Source organism: Neisseria iguanae, assembly GCF_003013245.1.
Classification (GTDB): domain Bacteria; phylum Pseudomonadota; class Gammaproteobacteria; order Burkholderiales; family Neisseriaceae; genus Neisseria; species Neisseria iguanae.
Map to the genome: position 1 here is coordinate 13,251 of NZ_PXYY01000014.1, position 25,000 is coordinate 38,250.

The following is a 25,000-nucleotide window of genomic DNA, read 5'->3' on the forward strand; positions in this document are numbered from 1 at the left end:
GCTGCTGCGAACGGCACTCAAAGCTAGGGTTTTGCAAGAATCTGAGGCCGTCTGAAAAATATAATTGGCATATATTTTCAGACGGCCTCGTGTTATTTGATTTGAACGGCAGAGACTTTGATTTCGACTTTCCATTCCTGCTTGGCCAGCTTTGCTTCAACGCAGACGCGGGCAGAGGAGTGTTGCGGATCGACCCATGCATCCCATGCTTCGTTCATCGCAGAATAATCGTTGATGTCGGCCAGGTAAACGGTGGCTTCGGCAATATGCCGTTTGCTTGAACCGCATTGTTGCAGCCATGAATCGATTTGTGCCAACACATCGGTGGTTTGTGTTTTGGCATCAGCCTGTTCGGTGTTTTCAGGCACCATGCCGGACAAAAACACAAAGCCGTTAGCAGCAGTGGCTTCGGATAAACGGGTGTGTTGGCCGAAATATTTAACGCTCATGTCAGAACTCCTGATTTTGAAAGTGATATATGGTATAGTGGATAAGCTTTAAGTTGGGACGGCGTCAGCTTGCTTGCCGTACTCCCGTAGTGTCTGCGTCCGGCAGTTTTGTCTCAGCTTGAATTTGATTCACTATAATATCAATATGAGCAAAATTCAAATTTCAGGGGTAAATATGAACGACATCATTCCCTCTCGGCCGCCGGTCAAGGACAACCGCCGCACTTACATGATGGTGATTTACGGCTTATATGCACTGTCGGCGTTGACGGCATTTTCGTCCGTTATCGGCGTGATTATGGCTTATGTGAAACGCGGTGACATGCGCGGCACGGTGTACGAACATCACATCAGTTATCTGATTAAAACGTTTTGGGTCAGTGTCACCGGCTATTTTATCGGCGCGATTACCATGGTCGTCGGCATCGGCTTGGTGTTGCTGTTTGTGGTGAGTATTTGGTTTATTTACCGTGTAGTTGCCGGTTTTGTGAAATTATATGACGGCAAACCCGTATCGCCTGACGGTTGGCTGTAAACGCACATTCCATAAAGTCATTTTTTTTTTCAGACGGCCTTTTGTGATAGAGGCCGTCTGAAGTTTGTTTTGACTTGTTAAATTAGAGGGAAAATAATGTATTATCTTGTCGCCAGTATTGTGTGCAGCGTGTTGGTGTCGGTTTTGCTGAAGGTCGCGCGCAAACAAAAAATCAAAATCGAGCAGGCTGTCGCGGTGAATTATATTGTGGCAGTTACGCTGACAGTGTTGGTATTCAAACCGGATTTAAGCAATCCGGCCGGTTTTCTACCGACGTGGTGGCTGTTTGCCGCGTTGGGTGTATTGCTGCCCGGTGTGTTCGTGATTATGGGTAAGGCAGTCGATAGTGTCGGCATCGTCAAATCGGATGCGGCGCAGCGGTTGTCGTTGTTTCTGCCGATTGCCGCTTCGTTTGTCATTTTCGGCGAACAATTGACCGAAGGCCGTCTGATTGGTATTGCGCTGGCGTTTGTCGCGCTGTTTTGTCTGCTGTGGAAAGCCGACGGCAGCAAAAAATCAGGTAGCATCATCACACAAATCGGTTTGCTGATGGGTGTTTGGGCAGGTTACGGTGTAATTGATATTCTTTTCAAACAAACCGCCAAAAGCGGTACAGCCTTCGCCGGAAACCTGCTGGTGGCGTTTTGCTTGGCAGCAGTTTTGATGTTCGGCTATCTCTTCGCCAAAAGAACGAAATGGACCAAAGAGGGCATTCTCGGCGGTATTTTGCTCGGCGGCTTGAATTTCCTGAATATCGCCACCTACATCAGTGCGCACCAGGCCATGAGTGATAATCCGACGCTGGTCTTCGCCGGCATGAACATGGGTGTGATTGTATTGGGCGCATTGGTCGGCGCGTGGATATTCAAAGAAAAAATCAGCAGCATTAACGCCGCCGGCATCAGTGTTGCCTTAGTGGCGGTTGTGTGTTTGTTTTATTGGGAACAGATTCGCGGATTTGTCGGTATGTAAGCTTAAAAAATCTGAGGCCGTCTGAAAGAACAAAATTGGAATTATTGGTTTCCTTAAGTTTTCAGGCAGCCTTGTTTTATGTGGTGTAAGGAATTTGTTTATTTTTGTTTATTCATGTATGATTGAAAATATTAATATTGACGATAGCCGGTGTTTTCGCCCGGCTTTTTTGCGTTTATCATTTATTCATAAATAAAAAGTCGCTTAATAAAATTTGAGCGGCAAAGCGTTTTCACAAATCAATAAACAACGGAGTGTGTATGTCTGGCATATTTTTTATCCAGTTTGCCATTGTGCTGCTGTGTATTTTAATTGGCGCAAGACTTGGCGGTATCGGCTTGGGTGTGATGGGCGGTATCGGTTTAGCGGTGTTGGCGTTCGGTTTCGGCATGGAACCGACCAGCCCGCCGATTGACGTGATGCTGATGATTATGGCGGTGGTGTCGGCGGCGGCGGCCATGCAGGCCAGCGGTGGTTTGGATTACATGATTAAAATCGCCACACGCGTGCTGCACAAAAATCCGAAGTACATCACTTTTATCGCGCCGATGGTGACGTGGACGTTTACCGTATTGGCAGGCACAGGACATGTGGCTTATTCGGTGTTGCCTGTAATTGCCGAAGTAAGCCGCCGCAACGGCATCCGTCCGTCGCGTCCGCTGGCGATGGCGGTTATCGCCTCGCAGTTTGCCATTGTGGCCAGTCCGATTGCGGCGGCTGTGGTGGCAACGGTAACTTACTTAGAGCCGCAACACATCACTATGGCCGGTGTATTGAAAGTAACCGTGCCGGCGACGGTGTTGGGTATTGGCTTGGCTTGTGTGTTCGTCAATAAATTGGGTAAAGATTTGAAAGACGACCCAAATTACCAAACCTTGCTGCAAGATCCGGCTTATGTGAAAGCGCATGCAGTAGATGAATCGGAAAATGTAGATTTAAATGTCAGCATGCAGGCGAAGTTATCGGTCGGCATTTTTCTACTGGCGGCGGTGTTGGTGGTATTAATGGGTGCGTTGCCTGAATTGCGTCCGGTTTTTGGTGAGGAAGCCAAACCGATGGGCATGGCGCACACGATTGAGATTGTGATGTTGGCTACGGCCGCTTTTATCATTTTGTTGTGTAAACCGAATGGCAACGATATTACGCGTGGCTCGGTATTTCATGCCGGTATGCGTGCCGTGATTGCCATTTTCGGCGTGGCATGGTTGGGGGATACGCTGATGCACGGCCATTTGAACGAAGTGAAAGAAGCTGTGTCGCATTTGGTCGAAGCTGCGCCGTGGACATTTGCATTTGCCTTGTTTGTGTTATCGGTATTGGTTAACAGCCAAGGTGCCACAGTGGCGACTTTGTTCCCGATTGCGATTTCTTTGGGTATTCCGACTGAAATCATTTTGGGCACATTCGTGGCGGTCAACGGCTATTTTTTCATTCCGAATTACGGCCCGATTATTGCAGCCATTGATTTCGACAGCACGGGCACAACCAAAATCGGCAAATTCATTTTCAACCATAGCTTTATGATTCCGGGTTTATTAAGCATGGCATTTTGCTTGAGTTTTGGTTTGCTGTTTGCCAAAATGTTTGTGTGATAGAAAATAAAAAGGCCGTCTGAACATTTCAGACGGCCTTTGTTAATTGATGACATCAGTTGCAATATTTACTGATATCGGCATCGTAGCGTTGTTTCAAAGCTTCACGGTTATTGGTGCGGGCAGATTCGGCATAATTACGGTTGAGACGGGCGGCTTTGCAGTTGTCGTCTTTCATCGCTTGATTGTCTTCGGCAATTTTCTGATTTTGCGCTTCAATCTGTTTGTTGACTTCGGTAATTTTTTGATTGAGCTGATTTTGCTGCTCGGTAACCGATCCTTCTGTTTGTTCGGACGCAACGGCTTTAATTGGCCGGTAAACCGTGTGTGTGCGTATGTTCATGGTGTTACTGCGGGCCGGCTGCAGACGGTGTGGCACATCGGAATAAGTGGTGGTACCGTTGGTATTCCGCCATGCGTACACGCTGTCGGCCGAAGCTGCTGCGGCAGTTAACGAAAAGCAAAGGGTCAGCAGGGTATATGTCAGAGTCGTTTTCATAGGAGTTTTCCAGTAAAAATGGTATTTTTGAATTATTTTGGGTATTTTACTTGATTTTTAAAGAAAATGTCATAAAAAAGAGAGAAAATTTAGCTTGCAACGTGCTTTTTTGCAGCAGATTATCCAAATTGTCAAAAAATCAGCCGAAATAGGCATGGTATTCTATTAAGCCGATTCTGTACATGTTATAATACCGTGCATCTTGCACAAACTGAAAGCCTGAGCATCATGCGTATCGTAGAAAAAGCCTATACCTTTGACGATGTTTTATTGGTTCCTGCACACTCAACCGTGCTGCCGCGCGACGTTAAACTTCAAACCAAACTCACCCGCGAAATCACACTCAATATTCCTTTACTTTCTGCTGCGATGGACACAGTAACCGAAGCCAGGCTGGCCATTTCAATGGCACAGGAAGGCGGTATCGGTATTATCCATAAAAACATGGCGCCGGAGCTGCAAGCGCGTGCCGTAGCGAAAGTGAAGCGTCACGAGAGCGGTATCGTAAAAGATCCAGTGACGGTTGCCCCGGATGTGTTGATTGGTGATTTGTTGAAGCAGCGCGCCGAGCGTAAACGCAAAATGTCGGGTTTGCCGGTAGTCGAAAACGGTAAAGTGGTCGGTATTGTTACCAACCGTGATTTGCGTTTTGAAGAACGTTTGGATTTGCCGGTATCGGCTATCATGACCCCGCGCGAACGTTTGGTGGCTGTGGCTGAGGGCACCAGCATCGAAGAGGCGCGTGAATTGATGCATCAGCATAAAGTCGAGCGTGTTTTGGTATTGAACGATCAAGACGAACTTAAGGGCTTGATTACTGTAAAAGATATTTTGAAAAACACCGAATTTCCGAATGCCAATAAAGATTCAGAAGGCCGTCTGCGCGTGGGTGCGGCGGTTGGTACCGGCGGGGATACCGAGGCGCGTGTTAAAGCCTTGGTTGAAGCCGGTGCGGACGTGATTGTGGTCGATACTGCGCACGGCCACAGTCAGGGTGTGATTGAACGTGTGCGTTGGGTGAAAAAAAATTATCCGCAAGTACAGTTGATTGGCGGCAATATCGCCACCGCCCAAGCGGCTTTGGATTTGGTGGCCGCCGGTGCGGATGCAGTGAAAGTGGGTATCGGCCCGGGTTCGATTTGTACTACGCGTATCGTGGCCGGTGTCGGCGTGCCGCAATTAACTGCGGTGCACAATGTTTCCGAAGCTTTAAAAGGTACCGGCGTGCCGTTGATTGCCGACGGCGGTATCCGCTTCTCGGGTGATATTTCCAAAGCCTTGGCGGCAGGTGCATACAGTGTGATGCTCGGCGGTATGTTTGCCGGTACCGAAGAGGCTCCGGGCGAAATCGAACTGTATCAAGGCCGCTCGTATAAATCTTACCGCGGTATGGGTTCGCTGGGTGCGATGAGCCAAGGTTCAGCCGACCGTTATTTCCAAGACAAAACCGACAGCACCGACAAATACGTGCCGGAAGGCATTGAAGGCCGCGTACCTTATAAAGGGCCGATTCTAAACATCATCCACCAGTTGGTGGGTGGTTTGCGTTCGAGCATGGGTTACTTGGGTTGCGCGAGCATCAACGATATGCACGAAAAAGCTGAATTTGTGGAAATTACTTCCGCCGGCATGAGCGAATCACATGTTCATGATGTGCAAATCACCAAAGAAGCACCGAATTACCATCGTTAATTTGTTAATCCGGCTTAAGGCCGTCTGAAAAGTTTGCTTTATAATGCGTTCAGACGGCCTTTTGCGTAATATCTGGATTTTCCGGCTATGAGTCCGTCTGAAAAACTGTTAAACTGTATCGGTCTGAATAATCGGTTCGATGAGTATTCGAATTGATGCTAAGAGATTGATGGGAAGCTGCTGTTTTTTGTTTAGACGACCCCTTACTATTATGCTGTTTGTAAAACATCTGCAGCTTCTCAAAAGCCGATTTTCCCCTTCCCTTTATTTGGAGAATGTTCATGAGTGCAATCGTTGATATTTTTGCCCGCGAAATCTTGGACTCACGCGGTAATCCTACCGTTGAGTGTGATGTGTTGTTGGAATCAGGCGTGATGGGGCGTGCAGCCGTACCAAGCGGCGCGTCAACCGGCCAAAAAGAAGCGCTGGAGCTGCGCGACGGTGACAAGAACCGTTACTTGGGCAAAGGGGTGTTGACTGCGGTCGAGCACGTGAATAATGAAATCGCCCAAGCCTTGATTGGTGTAGATGCCAACGAGCAGTCTTATATTGACCAAATCATGCTGGAATTGGACGGAACCGACAACAAAGGCCGTTTGGGTGCGAATGCGACTTTGGCCGTGTCAATGGCGGTTGCCCGTGCAGCAGCTGAAGATTCAGGCCTGCCGCTTTACCGTTACTTGGGCGGTGCAGGACCGATGACTCTGCCTGTGCCGATGATGAACGTAATCAATGGTGGCGAACATGCCAACAACAGCCTGAATATTCAAGAATTCATGATTATGCCGGTGGGTGCGAAATCATTCCGTGAAGCCTTGCGGTGTGGTGCGGAAATTTTTCACGCGCTGAAAAAATTGTGCGACGCCAAAGGCTTTCCGACTACCGTGGGTGATGAAGGCGGTTTTGCACCTAACTTGAACAGTCACGAAGAAGCCCTGCAATTGATGGTGGAGGCCACTGAAGCCGCCGGTTATAAAGCCGGTGAAGACGTATTGTTCGCCTTGGATTGCGCGTCAAGCGAATTCTACAAAGACGGCCGATACCACTTGGAAGCTGAAGGTAAAGCCTACAGCAGCGAAGAATTTGCCAACTATTTGGCCGATTTGGCTGCCAAATACCCAATTATTTCTATCGAAGACGGTATGGACGAAAACGACTGGGACGGCTGGAAACTGTTGACTGCAAAATTAGGCGGCAAAGTGCAATTGGTGGGCGACGACTTGTTTGTAACTAATCCGAAAATCTTGGCAGAAGGTATTGAAAAAGGCGTGGCCAATGCATTGTTGGTAAAAGTAAACCAAATCGGTACCTTGAGCGAAACCCTGCAAGCTGTTGATTTGGCCAAACGCAACCGTTACGCCAGCGTGATGAGTCACCGTTCGGGCGAAACCGAAGACAGCACCATTGCAGATTTAGCCGTGGCCACCAACTGTATGCAGATTAAAACCGGTTCGTTGAGCCGATCTGACCGCATGGCGAAATACAACCAATTGTTGCGCATTGAAGAAGAATTGGCCGAAGCTGCCTGCTATCCGGGCAAAGCCGCCTTCTATCAGTTGGGCAAATAAGAACAGGAAATATATTGCATGAAGTGGGTGACCATCGTTTTATCCGTCGTACTGGTGTGTTTCCAATACAGTCTTTGGTTCGGTAAAGGCAGCTGGGGGCATGCGGACGAGCTGGAGGAACAGCTTGCAGTGCAGGAAGAAAAAAACCAAACGCTCACTTTGCGCAATAATTTTTTAGCGGCTGAAGTAGACGATTTGGCAAATGGCCAAGAGGCCATTTCCGAAATCGCCCGCGTAGAATTGGGCTATGTGCAAAACGGTGAAACGTATTACCGTTTTATCGAACGCAGCCGTTAAGTGATTCATCCTTCAATCAAAAGACCGTCTGAATTTTCAGACGGTCTTATTATATTACACTCCGTTAAGGGAGTGTAAATCAAATCTTCAAGCCCTTGGCAGTTCCGATTAACCGACTTTCGAGGGGGCTTAAATGTCAATTTGTTATTACCTGAAATCAATCCGATTTCCTATATCTGTCGCATATTCGTTGATGTTAACGATGAGCCGGCTATTTGCGGAACAGCAAATTTTCCAATTCTATCCCCTAAAGGCTACCAATCCGCCTACTACAACGCCGATTTATACGGCAAATTGACCGTACCCGCTTTGATGTCGGTGGTGCAAGTATGAACTGTTCGGCTTTTTTATTCGGTTTTTTATTTGGAAAATGAATAAATTCTTACTATCAATTAATATAGTATCGTTTTCCCAATGCTTTTACAGTCTGCTTGGTTTGATATAAATCAAATTAGGCATATAATGCTGTAAGCCTTTAGGATTATCTGTTTCTAAACTTTAGTGATAGATTGTTGCTTGCAGTAATCTCCATCTAAGGAATTTTTATGCCGCGTGCGCGTTACGACAATCTGCTGCGAACACTGCTTTTGCCTTACCTTCACCGTTTGTGGCTGCCGGTGGGGTTGGCCTGTATGTCGGTAGCTTTGTTGATTGCGCAAAGCGCATTATTGGCGCATTTGTTTGCTGATTGGCTGAATGCTGTGGTTGTTGGTGCGAGGGTTAACCGCGAAGTTTTGTTACAAATTTTGCCGTGGCTAATGGCGGGTTTGCTGTTGCGACCATTCTTGAATTTAGGCAAAGAGTGGTTGCTGCAAAACATCAGTTTGGACGCGCGTAGCAGCTTACGGGCAAAATTATTAGATGCGTTGGCGAATTTAGGCCCTGCACGTCATCGCTACGGCAACGACGGCGCGTTAAGCACGCAGGTTTTGGAACAGGTGGATGCGCTCGACGGCTACATCAGCCGTTTTTATGTACAAAGCTTGGTGGCAGTGGTGACTCCGTTGGCGATTGTGGTGGCGGTGTTTTTCCACAGCAAACTGGCAGCAGGATTGCTGCTGCTGACTGCGCCGCTGGTGCCGCTGTTTATGATTTTGGTCGGCAGCATGGCGGCGGATAAAAACCGCGAACAGTTGGACGTATTGGCACAATTGGGCGGGCGGTTTTTGGATTTGGTACGCGGTATGCCGACGCTGCGTCGTTTGCGCGCTACCGATTGGGCTCAAAAGCAGGTGGCTCAATCGGCTTCGCGCTACCAGCGTAAAACCATGGGTGTGTTGGCCTTGGCGTTTTTGTCGGGTGCGGTGTTGGAGTTGTTTTCTTCGCTGGCGATCGCTTTGGTGGCAGTGTATCTTGGTTTGGGTCTGATTGGCGTGCTGCCATGGGCGCAGGGCGAAGTACCGGTGCCGTATGAAAGCGCGCTGTTTATTTTGCTGTTGGCGCCGGAGTTTTATCTGCCTTTGCGCCAGCTCGGCAGCGATTACCATGCCAAAGCACAGGCACAGGCCGCGGCGGCAGCCTTACAACCCTTGCTGGCACACGCTTCGCCGACAGATTTTTCAGAAGGCCTGTTCAATGGACACGCTGAAAATCATGCGCCTGAAATTTCGTTAAACCGCGTATCCATTACCGATGACGGACGTCAGCGCCTGGCTGAATTATCACTGCATATTCATTCCGGTTCGCGTATCGGTATTAGCGGCGGGAGCGGTATCGGTAAGTCAAGTTTGTTGCAGGCCTTGCTTGGGTTTGCCGATTATCAGGGTGAGATACTGGTTGACGGTGCGAACCAACGCAACCATATTGCCCGATTGCAGCAGCAAACCGCGTATCTGGCGCAATCTGCCACACTCATGCGCGGTACCATCCGCCACAATCTGAGTTTGGCCAAAGCGGATGCCGATGAAGACGATATGCGGTGCGTGTTGGCGCAAGTCGGACTGTGGGACGTGGTTTCCTGTCTGCCGCAGGGATTGGATACGCCTTTGGGCGAGCGCGGACGCGGTTTGTCCGGCGGCCAGCAGCAGCGGCTTTCGTTGGCGCAATTACTGCTGCGCAATTGCGGTTTGTGGCTGTTGGACGAGCCTTGTGCCCATTTGGATGCGCAAACTGCCGCTGAGATTTATGCTTTGCTGGATATTCTCAGCCGCGGCAAAACCGTGTTGCTGGTCAGCCATGATTGGCAGGAAATCGATTGGCTGGATCAAACCGTGATTTTGGGGGCGCATGATGGAAAAACATAAATTCCGTTTGCGCGAATTGTGGCAGGTACAAGGCGGAAGATGGTTATTGGCATGGGCTTTGGGTGCGGCAGCCTTATTGGCGGCCGTGGCTCTGTTGGCTGTATCGGGCTGGTTCGTCAGCGCGGCGGCACTGGCCGGTCTGGCGGCGCCGGCAACAGCTTATACCTTTGACTATTTCCGCCCGGGTGCGGTTATCCGCGTATTGGCAATTATCCGTACGGCCGGCCGCTACGGCGAACGCTTGGCTTCGCATAATGCGGTATTGGCTTTGCTGCGTGATTTACGTATCCGTCTGTTTGCCCGGCTGACACGAGATTTTGACAAACAGAATGTTTCGGCGCAAGTCATGCACCGCCTGACGGGCGATATTGATCTGCTCGACAATCTGCCGCTGCGGTTTTTTATGCCGTGGCTGTGGGCATTGTTGCTTCAGGCGGCTTTTTTATTGTGGTTGGTTTGGGTTGTGCCGAATTTGGCCTCCGTCGTTATCTTGCCCTTGCTGGCGGCGGGTATTGTGTTGCCTGCTTTGGCTGCGCTGAGCGGCAAAAAGTTGGCGTGGGATGATACCGGCCAAGCTGAAAAGCGCCGCATTTTGCTGCTTGAGCCTTTGCAGATGCTGACCTCGCTGTTGTTGTGGCGGCGGTGGACGGATTGCCGTCATAATTTTACGGTCGCGGATACGGCGTATGGCAGGTTAAAGCGCCGCCAGCAAGCCTTGGCTTCGGTGTATGTGTGGTTGCAGCAGTGTTTACTGGCGGCGCTGGTTGGGCTGATGATTTGGCAGGCTTTGCCTTTGCTTCAAGCGCGGAGTTTGAGTGTGCCGGTATTGCTGGCGATGGTATTGGCGGTGTTTGGTTTGAGTGAAGTATTGTCACCTTTGGCCGCGCAGTTTATGGCTTACGGTTTTGCCGCCGCCGCCCGCGACCGCTTGAATGAGTTGGCCATGCCGTCTGAAACGGTTTCTCCGATATCGAACAAGACTTTTCAGACGGCCTTAAATGATATTCCCGATATCGTCGTAAATAATATTTCCGCCCGATATAAAGGGGCGTTGAATGGTGCGGAAAATGTGTCTTTTACACTTTTGCGCGGTGAAGCACTGTTAATCCGTGGTAAATCCGGTTGCGGTAAATCGACTTTGCTGGATGTATTGGCAGGAGAATTGAAGCCGCAATCAGGCCGTCTGAATATGGGCGGGCAGGATTATCATTTTGAAGCGGTGAATTATCTGGCCCAACAAGTAGATATTTTCGACATGACGTTAGCCGACAATCTGCGCTTGGGCGACAGCCAAATCAGCGATAACGATTTATGGCGCGTGTTGGCGCAAATGGCTTTGGCCGATTGGGTAAAGGCGCAGCCGCAGGGTTTGCAGACGCCTTTAGGGGAATACGGCGCGGCGGTATCGGGCGGGCAAGCTAGAAGAATTGCCTTGGCGCGCTTGCTGTTGCGCCCTAGACCGGTGTTGCTGCTCGATGAACCGTTTGCCGGATTGGATGAAGCCACACGCCAGCACATTTGGCAAATATTGTGTAAAACGCAAGTTAATGGTTTCTTGATTGCCGCCAGCCATCATTTGCCGAAAGATGCGGATTATCAGATTTTGGATTTGAATGGCGGATTATCTTTCAGACGGCCTTGAACTTGAATATGATGATAGGTCTGAAACTAAGATTATAAAAAACTGAATATTGATATTTTAAGCAACATATTTTATTGATGATTAATACCGCATACTTAAAGGAGTATTTCGTATGGATGTGATTGAGCTCTCCCGGCTCCAATTCGCGGTTACGGTGCTGTATCATTTTCTCTTCGTGCCGCTCACCTTGGGCTTATCGTGGATTTTGGTGATTATGGAAGCCGTGTATGTGATGACGGGCAAGGTGATTTACCGCGATATGACGCAATTTTGGGGAAAGTTGTTCGGTATTAACTTTGCCTTGGGGGTGACCACCGGCATTACCATGGAATTCCAGTTCGGCACCAACTGGTCGTATTATTCACACTATGTGGGCGATATTTTCGGTGCACCACTGGCCTTGGAAGGCTTGACCGCATTCTTTATGGAAGCGACTTTGGTCGGGCTTTTTTTCTTCGGCTGGCAGCGCATGAGCCGCCGCCAGCATTTGCTGGTGACGATGTTTATGGCGCTGGGCACCAATCTTTCCGCATTGTGGATTTTGGTGGCCAACGGCTGGATGCAAAATCCCGTTGGTGCGGTATTTAATCTGGAAACCATGCGCATGGAGATGACCAGTTTTGCCGATGTTTTTTTTAATCCGGAAGCGCAGAATAAATTCGTACACACCGTATCGGCAGGTTATGTGACTGGTTCGATGTTTGTATTGTCGGTATCCGGCTGGTATCTGCTGCGTAAAAAAGACATTGAATTTGCGAAGAAGAGTTTCCGTATTGCTGCCGCGTTCGGTATGGCGTCGATTTTGTCGGTCATCGTTTTGGGCGACGAATCGGGCTACAGTATAGGCCGGGCGCAGAAAACCAAAATGGCGGCCTTGGAGGCGATGTGGGAAACCGAGCCGGCACCGGCTTCGTTTAACTTGATTGCCGTTCCAAATGAAAAAAAAATGAACAATGATTTCGCCATTCATATTCCTTATGTGATGGGTTTGATCGGTACGCGTTCGCTGGATAAGGAAATTCCGGGCATTAAGGAAATTATGGCGGAAAACCGGCAGCGTATCGAATCCGGCCAACATGCCGTCACAGCGTTGGAAACGCTGCGCCAAAACCGCGGCGATGCGGACGCACGCCATGTGTTTGAACAACACCAAGACAATCTGGGCTTCGGTTTGCTGTTGAAACAATACACTGACAATGTGGCCGCCGCCACGCCTGAAATGAAAGATCAGGCCGCGCGCGAAACCATTCCGAAAGTAGCGCCGCTGTTTTGGAGCTTCCGCTTGATGGTGTTCAGCGGTGTCGTGATGTTGTTGGTGTTCGGCTTGAGCTTCTGGCATTCGGTGAAAAACACGTTTATGCAGAAAAAATGGCTGTTGCGCTTGGCCGTAATTTCCTTACCGCTGCCTTGGGTGGCGATTGAAGCAGGTTGGTTGCTCGCCGAATACGGCCGCCAGCCTTGGACCATTTACGGTGTGTTGCCGACGCATTTGTCGGCCTCTTCGTTGTCGGCGGCCTCACTGTATGGTTCGCTGGCAGGCTTTATCGCTTTCTATACCGTGTTGCTGGTGGTAGAAGTGTATTTGATGCGCAAATACATCAGCCAAGGGCCGGGTTCGCTCGGCACCGGCCGCTACGACAACGAAGCGCATTAAGGAGACAGAGAATGGATATGGTCAATTTCTTTGATTACGCCAGCCTGAAATTTGTTTGGTGGCTGCTGATTGGTTTTCTGATCGCCGGTTTTGCCGTGATGGACGGCCATGATTTGGGCATTTGCACGCTGTTGCCTTTTGTCGCCAAAACCGATGAAGAACGCCGCGTGGTGGTCAATACCATCGGTGCGACGTGGGAAGGCAACCAAACGTGGCTGATTACCGGTGGCGGTGCGATTTTTGCCGCATGGCCGATTGTTTATGCGACGGCATTTTCCGGTTTCTATTGGGCAATGCTGGCGGTGTTGTGGGCGATGTTTTTCCGGCCGGTGGGTTTCAAATACCGTAGTTTGGTCAAAAATCCGACGTGGCGTAAAATGTGGGACTGGGGTTTGTTTGCCGGTTCATTTGTGCCTGCTTTATTGTTCGGCGTGGCTTTGGGCAATGTGATTCAGGGCGTGCCGTTTCACTTTGATAACGCCATGCGTTCCTTTTATACCGGTTCGTTTTGGGCACTGCTTAATCCGTTTGCCTTATTGTGCGGTGCGGTTTCCGTGACTATGCTGATTCTGCACGGTGCGGTTTTTCTGATGAACAAAACCGAAGGGGTGGTATATCAGCGGACGCGTAAAGTATTGTTGCCCGCATTGGCCGCAACGTTGGTGTTGTTCAGTATTGGCGGCTGGTGGGTGGCTGCGGGTATAGACGGCTATGTCGTTACCGCAGGCACACTCAGTCCGGAAGCACTGCCGAATCCTTTGGGCAAAGAAGTGACGCTGCAAACCGGCGCATGGCTGAACAATTACCGGCAGTATCCGCTCACCATGTTGGTGCCGGCGGTTGCTTATGCAGGCTTTATCATCGGCACTTTGTTGGTACGAATGGATAAAATGCGGGCAGCGTTCTTCTTTTCGGCCTTGGGTGTGATTGGTGTCATCGGCACCTTTGGCGTGTCGCTGTTCCCCTTCATTATGCCGAGCAGCAGCGATCTGCGCTCGAGCCTGACGGTATGGGATGCCACTTCCAGCCACCTGACTTTGGTGGTGATGTTTTTTTCCACGGCGATTATGATGCCAGTTATCTTGGCCTACACGTCATGGGCATATAAAGTGATGAGTGGAAAAGTTACGGTGGAAGACATCCGCGAAAACGATCACAGCGCGTATTAACACGATTCAGACGGCTTCCGATTGAAGCCGTCTGAAAAGAAAACAGAAAGGAACAAACAATGTGGTATTTTGCATGGATATTGGGCTTGGGTTTTGCTGTGTTGCTTGCCATTATGAATGCAATGTGGGGTGAGTTTGAGCAAGACCGTGAAAAGCTGTTTGTTAAAGAAGATAAGGCCGTCTGAAAGCGGTTTGATTGACAATTAAAGTTATAAAATGCCGTCTGAAATATAAAACATGGTTTCAAACGGCATTTTCTTTATCGCTTATATGAGGCCGTCTGAAAGTAAATAATGTTTCATATGCATACTTATCCATTAGCCGAAACACTCGGCCATCTTGCCAACACACGGCAAATCTTGCTGTATCTTTCCGGCGTGCATTGCGGCGTCTGCCACGCCATCAGACCGAGCGTGCAGATTTTGGTTGAAACTCATAAGCTGACGGCTTTGGAAATCAATTTGACCGAGCAGGCTGAAGCTGCGGCGGCATTTGAAGTATTGACCATTCCGGCGGTATTGCTGTATGCACATGGTAGGGAATACCACCGCCAAGCGAAGTTTATTGATTTGAAAAAGCTTGAGAAGCAAATCGAGTATCCACCGCTTGAGAATACAGATTATGCGGAAATCTTTAAATAGGCCGTCTGAAAATACTTTTGAGACGGCACACAAGATTGAAAACAGCCGTTCCATCCCTATCTGTACTACCTATCAAACTTTTATCCGACGAGCTTTTCCGTGAGCGAAACCCAAGATTTTGATTTAGATTTATTCTTAAAAAACCTGCCCACATTGCCCGGTGTGTACCGCATGTTTGACGCGGACGATACCGTGCTGTATGTCGGTAAGGCGGTCAACCTCAAGCGGCGGGTGGCCAGCTATTTCCGAAAAAATGGGTTATCGCCGCGCATTCAGTTGATGGTACAGCAGATTCACCATATCGAAATCACCACCACCGGCTCGGAAACGGAAGCCTTGATTCTGGAAAACAATTTCATCAAGGCTTTGTCGCCGAAATACAATATTCTGTTTCGTGACGATAAAAGCTATCCGTATTTGATGTTCAGCGGGCATGAGTTTCCGCAAATGGCATTTCACCGTGGTGCGCTGAAAAAACCGAACCAATATTTCGGGCCTTATCCGAATGGCTATGCCGTGCGTGACAGCATTGAGATTTTACAGAAGGTATTCAAGCTGCGCACTTGCGAAGACAGTGTATTGGAAAACCGCGAAAGGCCGTGTTTGCTGTATCAAATCAAACGCTGCTCAGGGCCTTGCGGCGGCCATATTCTGCCGGAAGATTATCAGGCTGACGTGAAGCGTGCGGCGCATTTTCTTAATGGTAAAACGCGCGAACTGGTGCAGGTGCTGCAGCATAAAATGGAGCAGGCTTCAGCTTCGCTGCAATTTGAACAGGCAGCAAAATACCGCGATCAGATTCAGGCGTTGGGCATGATTCAGAGCCGTCAATATATCGACAGTAAAAATGCGAATAATCCCAACGACATTGATTTGCTGGCTGCGGTGCTTTCAGACGGCCTCGTGTGTATCCATTGGGTAAGCGTACGCAGCGGGCGGCATGTGGGCGATAAGAGTTTCTTTCCCGATGTGCGCCATGACCCCGATCCGAATCTGCAGGATTATGCCGAAGCCTTTGTGGCGCAGCATTATTTGGGCAAGGACAAGCCTGACATCATTATCAGCAATTTCTTTCTGCCTGCAAGCCTGCAGCAAGCCTTGATTGATGAGCAGGGCAAACAGATCCAGTTTGTCACCAAAACCATCGGCGAGCGCAAGGTATGGATGAAAATGGCCGAACAAAATGCGTGCATCGCCATTGGTCAGCGCCAGTTGCAGCAAAGCAGCCAGCAAAACCGAATCGAAGAATTGGCCAAGGTGTTGAACATGGATTCAGACGGCCTCAAGCGGCTGGAATGTTTCGACATCAGCCATATGCAGGGCGAAGCAACTATTGCCTCTTGCGTGGTGTATGATGAACAGACCATGCAGTCGGGCCAATACCGCCGCTACAATATCACCACCGCCAAAGCCGGTGACGATTACGCTGCCATGCGTGAGGTATTGACGCGGCGCTACGGCAAAATGCAGCAGGCCGAAGCAAACGGCGAAACGGTCAAATGGCCGGATGCCGTGTTGATTGACGGCGGTAAAGGCCAAATCGGCGTGGCGGTAAGCGTATGGGAAGAATTGGGCTTGACGATTCCGCTCATCGGTATTGCCAAAGGACCCGAGCGCAAAGCCGGTTTGGAAGAACTGATTTTACCGTTTTCCGGCGAAGTATTCCGCCTGCCGCCGAATAGTCCAGCCTTGCACCTGCTGCAGACCGTGCGCGATGAATCGCACCGTTTCGCCATCACCGGCCACCGCAAAAAACGCGACAAAGCGCGGATCACGTCATCGCTGACGGATATTCCCGGTGTTGGCAGCAAACGCCGCAAAGCCTTGCTCACCCGCTTCGGTGGCCTGCGGGGCGTAGCGGCGGCGAGCAAGGAAGATTTGGCTCAAGTAGAAGGCATTAGCCGTGCGTTGGCAGAAAAGATTTATGAGCATTTGCATTAGCGGGGTGAAGTCAAACAGGCCGTCTGAAACTTCAGACGGCCTGAATTTTTGTCAAATCCAATTAACCCCAAACATCATGAAACGTGCGCCGATTATGATGGATACTGTTTTGTTGGTGTCGCCCGGGTTTTGCAAAAGGCAGGCTTGTTTCATTCAAACCTTACTCCTTATTTTTTCGCTGCAATTACCGCACGCAAATTGGCCAAATGGCTTTTGCCTTCTTCTTTACTGACGATGGGTTCGCCGCCTTTCCGGCCCAAGATTTTCAGGTCTTCCTGCGGCATTTCGTCAATAAAACGGCTGGGTTCGGGGAATTGCCAAGTGCCTTGCCGTTTGCGTTTGCTGCAGTGCGTTAGTGTGAGCTGGCGTTTGGCGCGGGTGATGCCGACATACATCAGGCGGCGTTCTTCTTCGACATTGCTTTCTTCAATGCTGTCGGCGTGGGGCAAAATGCCTTCTTCGCAGCCGGCCAAAAACACATACGGATATTCCAAGCCTTTAGATGCATGCAGGGTGGAGAGTCTGACTGCATCGTTTTCTTCTTCGTCTTTGCCTTCCAACAAAGTCATCAGCGCGATGGTTTGCGCGATTTCAATGATGTTTTTGCCGTCTTCACCGCCTTTACGTTGCAGCCATGAAGTTAAATCGGTAACGTTGCGCCATTTGATTTCACCGGCTTTGCCTTCTTCGCTGAGCAGCAGATGGTTTTCATAGCCGACTTCTTCCAATAAACTGGTAATCAGCCCGCCTGCATCGGCCACTTCAGCGCGGTTGCGGTAGGCGTCCATCATCTGCATAAAAGCTTGTAAATGCTCACGGTTGGTAGTATTGAGCAGCGCTAAGGCTGCTTCGGTTTGCGCGGCTTCATATAGACTGCATTCGTGTTCGTGGGCGTAAGTATTGAGTTTGCCCAGTGTCACATCGCCGATACCGCGTTTGGGCGTGGTGACGGCGCGTAAAAAGGCAGGGTCGTCGGCCGGATTGGCAATCAGGCGGATGTAGGCCAATACGTCTTTAATTTCGGCTTTGTCGAAAAAGCTTTGTCCGCCGGAAAGTTGATACGGCACGCGCGCGTTGCGTAAGGCTTCTTCAAACATACGAGCCTGGTGGTTACCGCGGTAGAGCACAGCAAAATCGGCGTATTTGGCCCTGCTGCCCGCTACTGCCTTCTGCTTCACAATTTGGCTGACCACCCATTCGGCTTCGTGCTGCTCGTTTTGACACGCCACTACTTTCACTACTTCGCCCATACCGAGTTGCGACCACAAGGTCTTTTGGAACAATTTCGGATTGTTTTCAATCACTTTGTTGGCAATTTTCAAAATCCGCGCAGTCGAGCGGTAATTCTGCTCAAGCTTAATCACCTTTATCTGCGGATAATCCTGCTGCATTTGACGCAGGTTTTCCATGTTTGCACCACGCCAAGCATAAATTGATTGGTCATCGTCGCCCACGGCGGTAAACATGCCTTCCACACCGGTCAGCAGCTTCATCAGCGTGAATTGGCAGGTGTTGGTGTCTTGGCATTCATCAATCAACAAATAACGCAAACGCAGCTGCCATTTGTGGCGCACATCGCTGTTTTGCTGCAACAAAAGTGCCGGAAGACGGATAAGGTCGTCAAAATCCACCGCCTGGTAGCTTTCCAACGTGGCTTGATAACCGGCATAAATTTGCGCGGTTTGTTTTTCCCATTCGTTTGAGGCCGTCTGAAAGGCGGTTTCAGGCGTTTGCAGATTGTTTTTCCACAGCGAGATCTGGTGCTGCGCTTTAAAAACGGCTTCCTTACCCGTGCCGCCCAAAAGTTCGCCGATGATTTTCGCGCTGTCGGTACCGTCCAATATGGAAAAGTTTTTTTTGTAACCGATTCGGGTTGCTTCTTCACGCAAAATTCTCATGCCCAACGAGTGAAACGTGCAAATTGTCAGCCCGCGCGTTTTCGATTTGGGCAGCATTGTCGCCACGCGTTCCTGCATTTCCTTCGCTGCCTTATTGGTAAAGGTAATCGCTGCCACCTGATGGCCGGCATAGCCGATGTTCACCAGCAAATGCTTGATTTTTTGGGTAATCACACCGGTTTTTCCGCTGCCGGCCCCGGCCAGTACCAAAAGCGGCCCGCCCAGATAATTTACAGCGGCTTGTTGTTGTGGATTGAGTTTCATAAGGCGATAAAGGAAATGTGTTTTGGAGCAGGATTATAGCATTAAGCCCGGAAGGGCTTGTTGGTCTTGCTCAAAGCCTGGAAATCGATAATTAAGGCCGTCTGAAAAGTGAAACTGCTTTTCAGACGGCCTTTTGGGTTTTGATTGGATTTATTGGCGATTAAATCAAACCTTTTTTCTCTCCAGATAGCTTTCGTAGCCGCCCAAATAATGTTCATAGCCGCCTTTGCCGTCCAATTCGATGATTTGGGTGGCCAACGAGGATACAAACTGGCGGTCGTGCGATACGAAAATCAAGGTGCCGTTGTATTTTTCCAACGCCATGTTGAGCGATTCGATGCTTTCCATATCCATATGGTTGGTCGGTTCGTCCATCACCAGCACATTCGGTTTCAACAACAATAATTTGCCGTAAAGCATGCGGCCTTTTTCACCACCGGACAGTACTTTCACTTTTTTCACGACATCGTTGCTGCCGAAAAGCAGGCGGCCGAGTGTGCCGCGAATCACTTGCTCGTCGTCGCCTTCCTGACCCCATTGGCGCATCCATTCGCTCAAGTCCATATCAACATCAAAGTCGTTTTCATGGTCTTGCGGATAGTAGCCGACATGGGCTTTTTCCGCCCATTTGATGGTACCTTCATCAGGCGTGAGGCCGTCTGAATATTCGGAGCCGTATGCCCCTGCCAAAAGTTTCAGCAAGGTGGATTTGCCTGCGCCGTTGGGACCGATAACTGCCAGGCGTTGGCCGGCTTCCAAGATGAAATTCAGGTTTTTAAACAACTGGGTTTCAAAGCGTTTGGCCAGTTTTTCCACTTCTACAGCCTGACGGTGCAGCTTGGCTTTTTCATCGGCTTCAAAGCGGATATACGGGTTTTGGCGGGTGGAAGGTTTGACTTCCACCATTTCCGATTTAATCTTGTCGGCCTGTTTCAAGCGGCTGGTGGCTTGGCGGGCTTTGGATTTGTTGGCCGAGAAACGCGCCACGAATTCTTGCAATTCTTGCAGTTTTTCTTTGGCTTTGGCGTTGTCTTTCAGCGCACGCTCGCGGGATTGTGCCGAAGCGAGCATGTAGTCGTCGTAGTTGCCCGGATAAATGGTGATGGTGTTGTAGTCCAAGTCAGCCATATGGGTGCACACTTCGTTCAAAAAATGACGGTCGTGTGAGATGATGATCATGGTCGAGTCGTATTCGTTCAACACGCCTTCCAACCAGCGGATGGTGTTAATATCCAAGTTGTTGGTCGGCTCGTCAAGCAGCAATACGTCAGGTTTGGAAAACAACGCCTGCGCTAACAACACGCGCAACTTAAAACCCGGAGCGACTCCGCTCATTTGTGCATTGTGTAAATCTTCGGAAATGCCCACGCCGCTTAATAATTCGGCGGCACGCGCTTCGGCGGTGTAGCCGTCGTATTCGGCGAACTTGGCTTCCAAATCGGCCGCGCGCATGTAATCATCCTCGGTAGCTTCCATGTTGGCGTAAATCAAGTCGCGTTCGGTCATGGCCGCCCACATTTCGGTGTGGCCCATCAACACCACATCCAACACGCGCATGTCTTCGTAAGCAAACTGGTCTTGTTTCAGTTTACCCAAGCGCACGCCGTTTTCAATCGCCACTTCACCGGCAGTCTGCTCCAAATCACCACCTAGGATTTTCATAAACGTGGATTTACCCGAGCCGTTGGCACCAATCAAGCCGTAGCGGTTGCCTTCGCCGAATTTGACAGACACGTTTTCAAACAGCGGCTTGGCGCCAAACTGCATGGTAATGCCGTTGGTAGAAATCATTCTTTGTAAAACCTTTATAAATAGAGTGTTATAATCGGGCGGAATTGTAGCATATTTTGAACAGGCCGTCTGAAAAGGAAACGCGTTGGAAACCGAAAAAATCTATTACGCCGTGATGATTTTGATTTGCGCCGCATCCATGCTGCTCAGTCCGTTTTTCTACATCCGCCGCACGCGTAAAGCAACCGAAGTGCGGCAGCAGCCGCAACGCTGGATGCCGGTTATCATTGCCAACCTGATTATGATTGCCGCGCTGGTGTTTGTTTGGTGGAAGTGGTTTTAGCCCGGCCGGTTTTTACGCAAACCACCGTTTTATCCGCCGCAAATGCCTTACAATAACTCTATTCTATCTAAACCTAAACCGGATGACCTACATGAAAAAAACCGTTTTTCTCACGCTCGCATTGTTTGCTTCGACCGCTCAAGCAGCGGCTGTTTATGAATGTACCGACCACTCAGGCCGCAAGGTGTACCGTCAAAATGGTGGCAAAAACTGCAAAGCAGGCAACATCGGCCGGCCATCGGTGTACACTTCAGCCCCTGTTTACCATACCGCCGCGCCCGTTGCCGCCGTTACCGAAAGTACCCCGCAACCTCCAGCTTCCGCTGATTTAGAAGCAGCCCAACGCGAATTGAAGCAAGCGCAGCAGGCTCTGGAAGAAGGCAAAAAAGTGCGTTTGGGCAACGAACGTAATTACGCCAAATATCTCGAGCGTGTGCAGCGCTTGGAAAACAATGTCAAAGCCGCCGAAGCCAAAGTCCAAACTGCAGGGCATGACCCGCAATAAGAATCATTGCGCTAAACTACAATATGTAAGGGGCCCAGGAAGCAAATCTAATCCAAAGGCATATTCCGTGACATTTCCAACAAAATTACATACAGGTCATCATGTCTGTGATTAAAGCGGAATCCTGTTTCTTCCAGGTGCCAATAAAACGTCCGTCCGGATACGCCGTTAAATTCAACCGTCCTGTTTTTTGCATAAGCCCAAAATGACCCCATTCCGCTGATATGCCGAACCCCTCCGGCAAACCCGTTACCTGCGTGACGGACACGGAAGTGTTTTTCACGGACCTTGTCATCACGCTTCAATATGCCCAATACGGTGGTTTTTCCACCGGCTTCCCGAGCCCGTTTGCCACGGATGCGTCTGGCACCGGAATAAGGTCTATCTGGTTCGGTGATACCTGAAAACAGGATTTGCTTCCCACATTCGTCAGCAATACGGTGCCGCAGTTTGGGGAACGGGTTGTTGGCACTTCGGACACTGGCAGCCGTTAATCCGGCTGTGTCGGAAGCAGTCAAACCTGAGGCAGAAAGGCGTAATATTTGCCGGAATTTCTGCTCAGAAAGTTTACCGGGCTTTGGGTACTTATTTTTAATATAGATATCAGAAGCTTACCATAAAGTTTTATGATTTTGCTTACTAAGCCCTTATGTAAAAGGCACCCGAAAGTAATATCAACATCTTTTCAGACGGCCTTTTTGCTGCTATCTGCCGGAGTGGGTGGTATTCATCAAACGCAGCGGTTTCAGACGGCCTATTTCCTGTTGATATTCGACTAAACCGATGAACCTACCTCGATTGCTGTAAACCCGAATCGGTTGCACGCCTGAAACGACTTCGGTAAATTGCAGACGTTGACCGAACTTCAGCATCTCTATAGCACGGTCATTCAGCGTGATTTTGGGTAAATGCCGCACCAAAACATCGCAGGGCAACAAAAGTGCGTTGCGTTCGTCTTCGCTCACATTCTCCAATTTTTCCAAAGTGTGTGTTTCATCAATGGTAAACCCGGCAGTTTCAGAACGGCGCAAGGCGGTGAGGTGGGCGAAGGTGCCGATGTGTTTGGCGATATCCTCGCTAAGCGTACGGATGTAGGTACCTTTGCTGCAACGCACTTCGATTACGGCTTTGGGTGCGGAAAACTCTTTAATATCAATCGAATAAATGGTGATGTCGCGCGGTTTGCGTTCGATCACAATGCCTTTGCGTGCATATTCGTAAAGCGGTTTGCCTTCGTGTTTCAATGCGGAAAACATCGGCGGCACTTGGCGGATTCGGCCTGTAAGCGCGGAGCAGGCCGTCTGAAATTCTTGTAGAGAAATGTCGGTGCGGGCAGTACCGATGACTTCGCCTTCGGCATCGCCGGTGGTGCTGGCTTCGCCCAGTTTCATCGTGGCGGTGTAGGCTTTGTCGGCGTCAATCAGATACTGTGCAAATTTGGTCGCTTCGCCAAAGCAAATGGGCAACAGCCCTGTTGCCAGCGGGTCAAGCACGCCGGTGTGGCCGGCTTTTTCGGCACGGTACAATCGGCGGGCTTTTTGCAAAGCGGTGTTGCTGCTCAAGCCTTCGGGTTTGTCGAGTAATAAAACGCCGTTGACGGGGCGTTTGTTGGGTTTGGTATTCATGTTGTTTTAACTGCAAAAGGCCGTCTGAAAGTGAATCGTTCAGACGGCCTTTATTGAATGGTTTAATCTTCTACCGGTTTTTCGGCGGCCACTTGGTCGATCAGACTGGAAATGCTCATGCCGCGTTCTAAAGATTCGTCGTATTTGAAATGTAACTCGGGAATTTTGAAGAGCTTGATGCGTTTGGCCAATTTGCTGCGCAAATGGCCTTTGGCATGGCCGAGTGCTTCTTCGGTGATTTCGCGGGTGCTGTCGTCCAATACGGTGTAAAACACGGTGGCGTGGCTGTAATCGCAGGTGACTTCGACTTCGTTGATGGTAATGAAACCGGCTCGCGGGTCTTTCAAATCGGTGCGGACGAGTTCGGCCAGTTCGCGCATGATTTGTTCGCGAACCCGGTCTTGGCGGGCATAGCCGCGTTGTGGTTTTCGCATGATTTGTCCTTTCTTATGCCGTCTGAAATCTGTTCAGGCGTGAATCTTGCCAATCAAGCATACAGCCTGTTTCGTTAACACGCTATTATAACGGATATTCTGCTATCAGGCCGTTTGAAAAGGAAATCTAAATGAAAAAAATCAATATCGGCTTAGCCAGATTCGGCATGGCGGCGCAAGTGTTTCATCTGCCGTTTTGGCAGGCGGACAGGTAGTTTGATGTGGTGAAGGTATTTGAGCGCACCGGAGACAAGACAAAAAACGTTTTGCCAGATGCGGAAATTGTACGCAGTTTTGATGCTTTGCTTATGGATGAAATAGATTTAATTGTGATTACCACGCCGAATCAAACGCATTTTGAATCGGCCAAACAGGCTTTGTCGGCCAGCTTTGTCGGCCAGTAAGCATGTGGTGGTGGAAAAGCCGCTTTGCGCGACAGCAGAAGAAGCGTTGGTATTGGCGGATTTTGCCGATAAGCAGGGTGTGTTGTTGGCTGTTTATCAAAACCGCCGCTGGGATAATGCGCTCTGACGGCTAAGAAACTGATTTCAGACGGCCTGTCGGGAGAAATCGTTGACGCAGAATTCCGTTTCGAGCGTTATGCGGCAGGTTTGAATAAAAAAGCTTGGAAAGAAACCGGCGGCGCAGACGTAGGGCTGGTATATGACTTGGGCTCGCATTTATTGGATATGGCGGCAGACATTTTCGGTATGCCGTCTGAAATTTATGCTGATATCCGCCATCAGCATGAAGGTGCATTGAATGACGATAATTTCGACATCGCGCTGTATTATTCGGACGGCCTGAAAGTCTCGCTTATCGGCACCAAATATGCCCGCGAGCCTTTGCCGTTTATGACACTACACGGTAAAAAAGGTTCGTATATCAAGCAAGAGGCGGATAATCAGGAAGCATCATTGGTGGGCGGTTGCTGCCCGAAGGCGGTTAGAATATGGAAACGCCGCAAGAATGGGGCATATTGCATACTGAAACCGACGGACGGGTTATCCGCCAATCCATGCAGAGCGAGCGCGGTGGTTACGGTGCGTTTTACCGCAATCTTTATGCGGCATTGACCGAAAGCGAACCGTCAGTTGTGAATGTACAGCAAGCGGCACAAGTGTTGGATTTGATTGAAAAAGCGTATGAAAGCTCGCAAACCGGCAGGCGGATTAGGTATAAGAAATAACCGAGTTATTTACACAACCGTTTGAGAAATGATGCCTGCCAGATTTCAAACGGCGTATCGCCTTTCAAACTCTTATGCGGCGTAACCGGATGATAAAGATTGACAAAGCGGCACAAC

At 49.6% G+C, this 25,000-nt stretch carries 26 protein-coding genes; 19 read left to right on the forward strand and 7 right to left on the reverse strand.

Annotated features, from left to right (window positions below):
• Window positions 1-92: 92 nt before the first annotated feature.
• A complete protein-coding gene (locus tag C7N83_RS03835; RefSeq protein ID WP_106740766.1) occupies window positions 93-449 on the reverse strand; it encodes a RidA family protein in 357 nt (118 codons plus the stop codon).
• Window positions 450-624: 175 nt separating this feature from the next.
• Here C7N83_RS03835 and C7N83_RS03840 point away from each other — a divergent pair, with 175 nt between their 5' ends.
• The 3 genes from C7N83_RS03840 (at window position 625) to C7N83_RS03850 (ending at window position 3,548) form a co-directional block, all read left to right on the forward strand.
• Entirely contained in the window at window positions 625-984 is a 360-nt protein-coding gene (locus C7N83_RS03840; protein WP_106740801.1) for a DUF4870 family protein, read from the forward strand.
• 96 nt (window positions 985-1,080) lie between these two features.
• Window positions 1,081-1,956 carry a DMT family transporter gene (locus C7N83_RS03845; RefSeq protein WP_106740767.1) on the forward strand — a complete coding sequence of 292 codons (876 nt, stop codon included), beginning with the start codon at window positions 1,081-1,083 and terminating at the stop codon, window positions 1,954-1,956.
• Window positions 1,957-2,216: 260 nt separating this feature from the next.
• Window positions 2,217-3,548, forward strand: coding sequence for an anaerobic C4-dicarboxylate transporter family protein (locus tag C7N83_RS03850; RefSeq protein ID WP_106740769.1), 1,332 nt, complete (start codon window positions 2,217-2,219; stop codon window positions 3,546-3,548).
• A 55-nt stretch (window positions 3,549-3,603) separates the two neighbouring features.
• On the opposite strand, the gene C7N83_RS03855 is transcribed toward C7N83_RS03850, so the two are convergent.
• A complete protein-coding gene (locus C7N83_RS03855; RefSeq protein WP_106740771.1) occupies window positions 3,604-4,047 on the reverse strand; it encodes a DUF4124 domain-containing protein in 444 nt (147 codons plus the stop codon).
• A gap of 228 nt (window positions 4,048-4,275) precedes the next feature.
• On the opposite strand from C7N83_RS03855, the gene guaB reads away from it, so the two are divergent.
• From guaB to uvrC, 10 genes are all read left to right on the forward strand, one after another.
• The gene (guaB, locus tag C7N83_RS03860) at window positions 4,276-5,739 is read left to right on the forward strand and encodes an IMP dehydrogenase (RefSeq protein ID WP_106740773.1); all 1,464 of its coding nucleotides are present in this window, start codon (window positions 4,276-4,278) and stop codon (window positions 5,737-5,739) included.
• Between the two features lie 281 nt (window positions 5,740-6,020).
• Window positions 6,021-7,307, forward strand: a complete 1,287-nt coding sequence (gene eno, locus C7N83_RS03865) for a phosphopyruvate hydratase (protein WP_106740803.1) — start codon at window positions 6,021-6,023, stop codon at window positions 7,305-7,307.
• A gap of 18 nt (window positions 7,308-7,325) precedes the next feature.
• Entirely contained in the window at window positions 7,326-7,604 is a 279-nt protein-coding gene (gene ftsB, locus C7N83_RS03870) for a cell division protein FtsB (RefSeq protein ID WP_106740775.1), read from the forward strand.
• A 545-nt stretch (window positions 7,605-8,149) separates the two neighbouring features.
• The gene (gene cydD, locus C7N83_RS03880; RefSeq protein WP_106740778.1) at window positions 8,150-9,847 is read left to right on the forward strand and encodes a thiol reductant ABC exporter subunit CydD; all 1,698 of its coding nucleotides are present in this window, start codon (window positions 8,150-8,152) and stop codon (window positions 9,845-9,847) included.
• Window positions 9,831-11,489 (forward strand): thiol reductant ABC exporter subunit CydC, encoded by a 1,659-nt coding sequence (gene cydC, locus C7N83_RS03885; protein WP_106740780.1) that lies wholly within the window; start codon window positions 9,831-9,833, stop codon window positions 11,487-11,489. Before cydD ends, cydC begins: the two co-directional genes overlap by 17 nt.
• Before the next feature lie 112 nt (window positions 11,490-11,601).
• Window positions 11,602-13,143 carry a cytochrome ubiquinol oxidase subunit I gene (locus tag C7N83_RS03890; protein ID WP_106740782.1) on the forward strand — a complete coding sequence of 514 codons (1,542 nt, stop codon included), beginning with the start codon at window positions 11,602-11,604 and terminating at the stop codon, window positions 13,141-13,143.
• Between the two features lie 11 nt (window positions 13,144-13,154).
• Window positions 13,155-14,312 carry a cytochrome d ubiquinol oxidase subunit II gene (gene cydB, locus C7N83_RS03895; protein WP_106740783.1) on the forward strand — a complete coding sequence of 386 codons (1,158 nt, stop codon included), beginning with the start codon at window positions 13,155-13,157 and terminating at the stop codon, window positions 14,310-14,312.
• A gap of 59 nt (window positions 14,313-14,371) precedes the next feature.
• A complete protein-coding gene (cydX, locus tag C7N83_RS03900; RefSeq protein ID WP_106740785.1) occupies window positions 14,372-14,497 on the forward strand; it encodes a cytochrome bd-I oxidase subunit CydX in 126 nt (41 codons plus the stop codon).
• A gap of 117 nt (window positions 14,498-14,614) precedes the next feature.
• Window positions 14,615-14,953: a thioredoxin family protein gene (locus C7N83_RS03905; protein WP_106740804.1), complete on the forward strand. Its 339-nt coding sequence runs from the start codon at window positions 14,615-14,617 to the stop codon at window positions 14,951-14,953.
• A gap of 99 nt (window positions 14,954-15,052) precedes the next feature.
• Window positions 15,053-16,894 (forward strand): excinuclease ABC subunit UvrC, encoded by a 1,842-nt coding sequence (gene uvrC / locus C7N83_RS03910; protein ID WP_106740787.1) that lies wholly within the window; start codon window positions 15,053-15,055, stop codon window positions 16,892-16,894.
• Between the two features lie 167 nt (window positions 16,895-17,061).
• Here uvrC and rep read toward each other — a convergent pair whose 3' ends face one another.
• A complete protein-coding gene (gene rep, locus C7N83_RS03915; RefSeq protein WP_106740788.1) occupies window positions 17,062-19,056 on the reverse strand; it encodes a DNA helicase Rep in 1,995 nt (664 codons plus the stop codon).
• A 165-nt stretch (window positions 19,057-19,221) separates the two neighbouring features.
• A complete protein-coding gene (locus tag C7N83_RS03920) occupies window positions 19,222-20,847 on the reverse strand; it encodes an ABC-F family ATPase (protein WP_106740790.1) in 1,626 nt (541 codons plus the stop codon).
• Window positions 20,848-20,932: 85 nt separating this feature from the next.
• On the opposite strand from C7N83_RS03920, the gene C7N83_RS03925 reads away from it, so the two are divergent.
• Both C7N83_RS03925 and C7N83_RS03930 read left to right on the forward strand, forming a co-directional pair.
• Window positions 20,933-21,130, forward strand: a complete 198-nt coding sequence (locus tag C7N83_RS03925; RefSeq protein ID WP_106740792.1) for a hypothetical protein — start codon at window positions 20,933-20,935, stop codon at window positions 21,128-21,130.
• A gap of 91 nt (window positions 21,131-21,221) precedes the next feature.
• Window positions 21,222-21,635 (forward strand): lipoic acid synthetase, encoded by a 414-nt coding sequence (locus C7N83_RS03930; protein ID WP_106740793.1) that lies wholly within the window; start codon window positions 21,222-21,224, stop codon window positions 21,633-21,635.
• Window positions 21,636-21,682: 47 nt separating this feature from the next.
• Here the strand turns inward: C7N83_RS03930 and C7N83_RS03935 are convergent, their stop codons facing one another.
• The 3 genes from C7N83_RS03935 to rbfA all read right to left on the reverse strand — a co-directional run bounded on the left by C7N83_RS03935 (window position 21,683) and on the right by rbfA (window position 23,694).
• Complete coding sequence (locus C7N83_RS03935) at window positions 21,683-22,237, reverse strand: IS1595 family transposase (RefSeq protein WP_106740795.1); 555 nt, start codon at window positions 22,235-22,237, stop codon at window positions 21,683-21,685.
• Between the two features lie 102 nt (window positions 22,238-22,339).
• A complete protein-coding gene (truB, locus tag C7N83_RS03940; RefSeq protein ID WP_106740797.1) occupies window positions 22,340-23,260 on the reverse strand; it encodes a tRNA pseudouridine(55) synthase TruB in 921 nt (306 codons plus the stop codon).
• A gap of 62 nt (window positions 23,261-23,322) precedes the next feature.
• A complete protein-coding gene (gene rbfA, locus C7N83_RS03945) occupies window positions 23,323-23,694 on the reverse strand; it encodes a 30S ribosome-binding factor RbfA (RefSeq protein WP_106740798.1) in 372 nt (123 codons plus the stop codon).
• A 266-nt stretch (window positions 23,695-23,960) separates the two neighbouring features.
• On the opposite strand from rbfA, the gene C7N83_RS16535 reads away from it, so the two are divergent.
• From C7N83_RS16535 to C7N83_RS16545, 4 genes are read left to right on the forward strand one after another with little or no spacing between them, the layout of a single operon-like run.
• On the forward strand, window positions 23,961-24,098 hold the full coding sequence (locus C7N83_RS16535; RefSeq protein WP_281256730.1) for a Gfo/Idh/MocA family oxidoreductase: 138 nt from the start codon (window positions 23,961-23,963) through the stop codon (window positions 24,096-24,098).
• On the forward strand, window positions 24,085-24,225 hold the full coding sequence (locus C7N83_RS16540; RefSeq protein ID WP_281256731.1) for a Gfo/Idh/MocA family oxidoreductase: 141 nt from the start codon (window positions 24,085-24,087) through the stop codon (window positions 24,223-24,225). Before C7N83_RS16535 ends, C7N83_RS16540 begins: the two co-directional genes overlap by 14 nt.
• Before the next feature lie 38 nt (window positions 24,226-24,263).
• A complete protein-coding gene (locus tag C7N83_RS15715; protein WP_281256734.1) occupies window positions 24,264-24,770 on the forward strand; it encodes a Gfo/Idh/MocA family protein in 507 nt (168 codons plus the stop codon).
• Window positions 24,713-24,883 carry a Gfo/Idh/MocA family oxidoreductase gene (locus C7N83_RS16545; protein WP_281256732.1) on the forward strand — a complete coding sequence of 57 codons (171 nt, stop codon included), beginning with the start codon at window positions 24,713-24,715 and terminating at the stop codon, window positions 24,881-24,883. The genes C7N83_RS15715 and C7N83_RS16545 overlap by 58 nt, the downstream gene beginning before the upstream one ends.
• Window positions 24,884-25,000: the final 117 nt, after the last annotated feature.

What these genes read in the sequence shown, in the direction of transcription:
- C7N83_RS03835 (WP_106740766.1), bottom strand. Translation starts at nt 449, where the DNA reads ATGAGCGTTAAATATTTCGGCCAACACACCCGTTTATCCGAAGCCACT.
- C7N83_RS03840 (WP_106740801.1), top strand. Translation starts at nt 625, where the DNA reads ATGAACGACATCATTCCCTCTCGGCCGCCGGTCAAGGACAACCGCCGC.
- C7N83_RS03845 (WP_106740767.1), top strand. Translation starts at nt 1,081, where the DNA reads ATGTATTATCTTGTCGCCAGTATTGTGTGCAGCGTGTTGGTGTCGGTT.
- C7N83_RS03850 (WP_106740769.1), top strand. Translation starts at nt 2,217, where the DNA reads ATGTCTGGCATATTTTTTATCCAGTTTGCCATTGTGCTGCTGTGTATT.
- C7N83_RS03855 (WP_106740771.1), bottom strand. Translation starts at nt 4,047, where the DNA reads ATGAAAACGACTCTGACATATACCCTGCTGACCCTTTGCTTTTCGTTA.
- guaB (WP_106740773.1), top strand. Translation starts at nt 4,276, where the DNA reads ATGCGTATCGTAGAAAAAGCCTATACCTTTGACGATGTTTTATTGGTT.
- eno (WP_106740803.1), top strand. Translation starts at nt 6,021, where the DNA reads ATGAGTGCAATCGTTGATATTTTTGCCCGCGAAATCTTGGACTCACGC.
- ftsB (WP_106740775.1), top strand. Translation starts at nt 7,326, where the DNA reads ATGAAGTGGGTGACCATCGTTTTATCCGTCGTACTGGTGTGTTTCCAA.
- cydD (WP_106740778.1), top strand. Translation starts at nt 8,150, where the DNA reads ATGCCGCGTGCGCGTTACGACAATCTGCTGCGAACACTGCTTTTGCCT.
- cydC (WP_106740780.1), top strand. Translation starts at nt 9,831, where the DNA reads ATGATGGAAAAACATAAATTCCGTTTGCGCGAATTGTGGCAGGTACAA.
- C7N83_RS03890 (WP_106740782.1), top strand. Translation starts at nt 11,602, where the DNA reads ATGGATGTGATTGAGCTCTCCCGGCTCCAATTCGCGGTTACGGTGCTG.
- cydB (WP_106740783.1), top strand. Translation starts at nt 13,155, where the DNA reads ATGGATATGGTCAATTTCTTTGATTACGCCAGCCTGAAATTTGTTTGG.
- cydX (WP_106740785.1), top strand. Translation starts at nt 14,372, where the DNA reads ATGTGGTATTTTGCATGGATATTGGGCTTGGGTTTTGCTGTGTTGCTT.
- C7N83_RS03905 (WP_106740804.1), top strand. Translation starts at nt 14,615, where the DNA reads ATGCATACTTATCCATTAGCCGAAACACTCGGCCATCTTGCCAACACA.
- rep (WP_106740788.1), bottom strand. Translation starts at nt 19,056, where the DNA reads ATGAAACTCAATCCACAACAACAAGCCGCTGTAAATTATCTGGGCGGG.
- C7N83_RS03920 (WP_106740790.1), bottom strand. Translation starts at nt 20,847, where the DNA reads ATGATTTCTACCAACGGCATTACCATGCAGTTTGGCGCCAAGCCGCTG.
- C7N83_RS03930 (WP_106740793.1), top strand. Translation starts at nt 21,222, where the DNA reads ATGAAAAAAACCGTTTTTCTCACGCTCGCATTGTTTGCTTCGACCGCT.
- truB (WP_106740797.1), bottom strand. Translation starts at nt 23,260, where the DNA reads ATGAATACCAAACCCAACAAACGCCCCGTCAACGGCGTTTTATTACTC.
- rbfA (WP_106740798.1), bottom strand. Translation starts at nt 23,694, where the DNA reads ATGCGAAAACCACAACGCGGCTATGCCCGCCAAGACCGGGTTCGCGAA.
- C7N83_RS16545 (WP_281256732.1), top strand. Translation starts at nt 24,713, where the DNA reads ATGCAGAGCGAGCGCGGTGGTTACGGTGCGTTTTACCGCAATCTTTAT.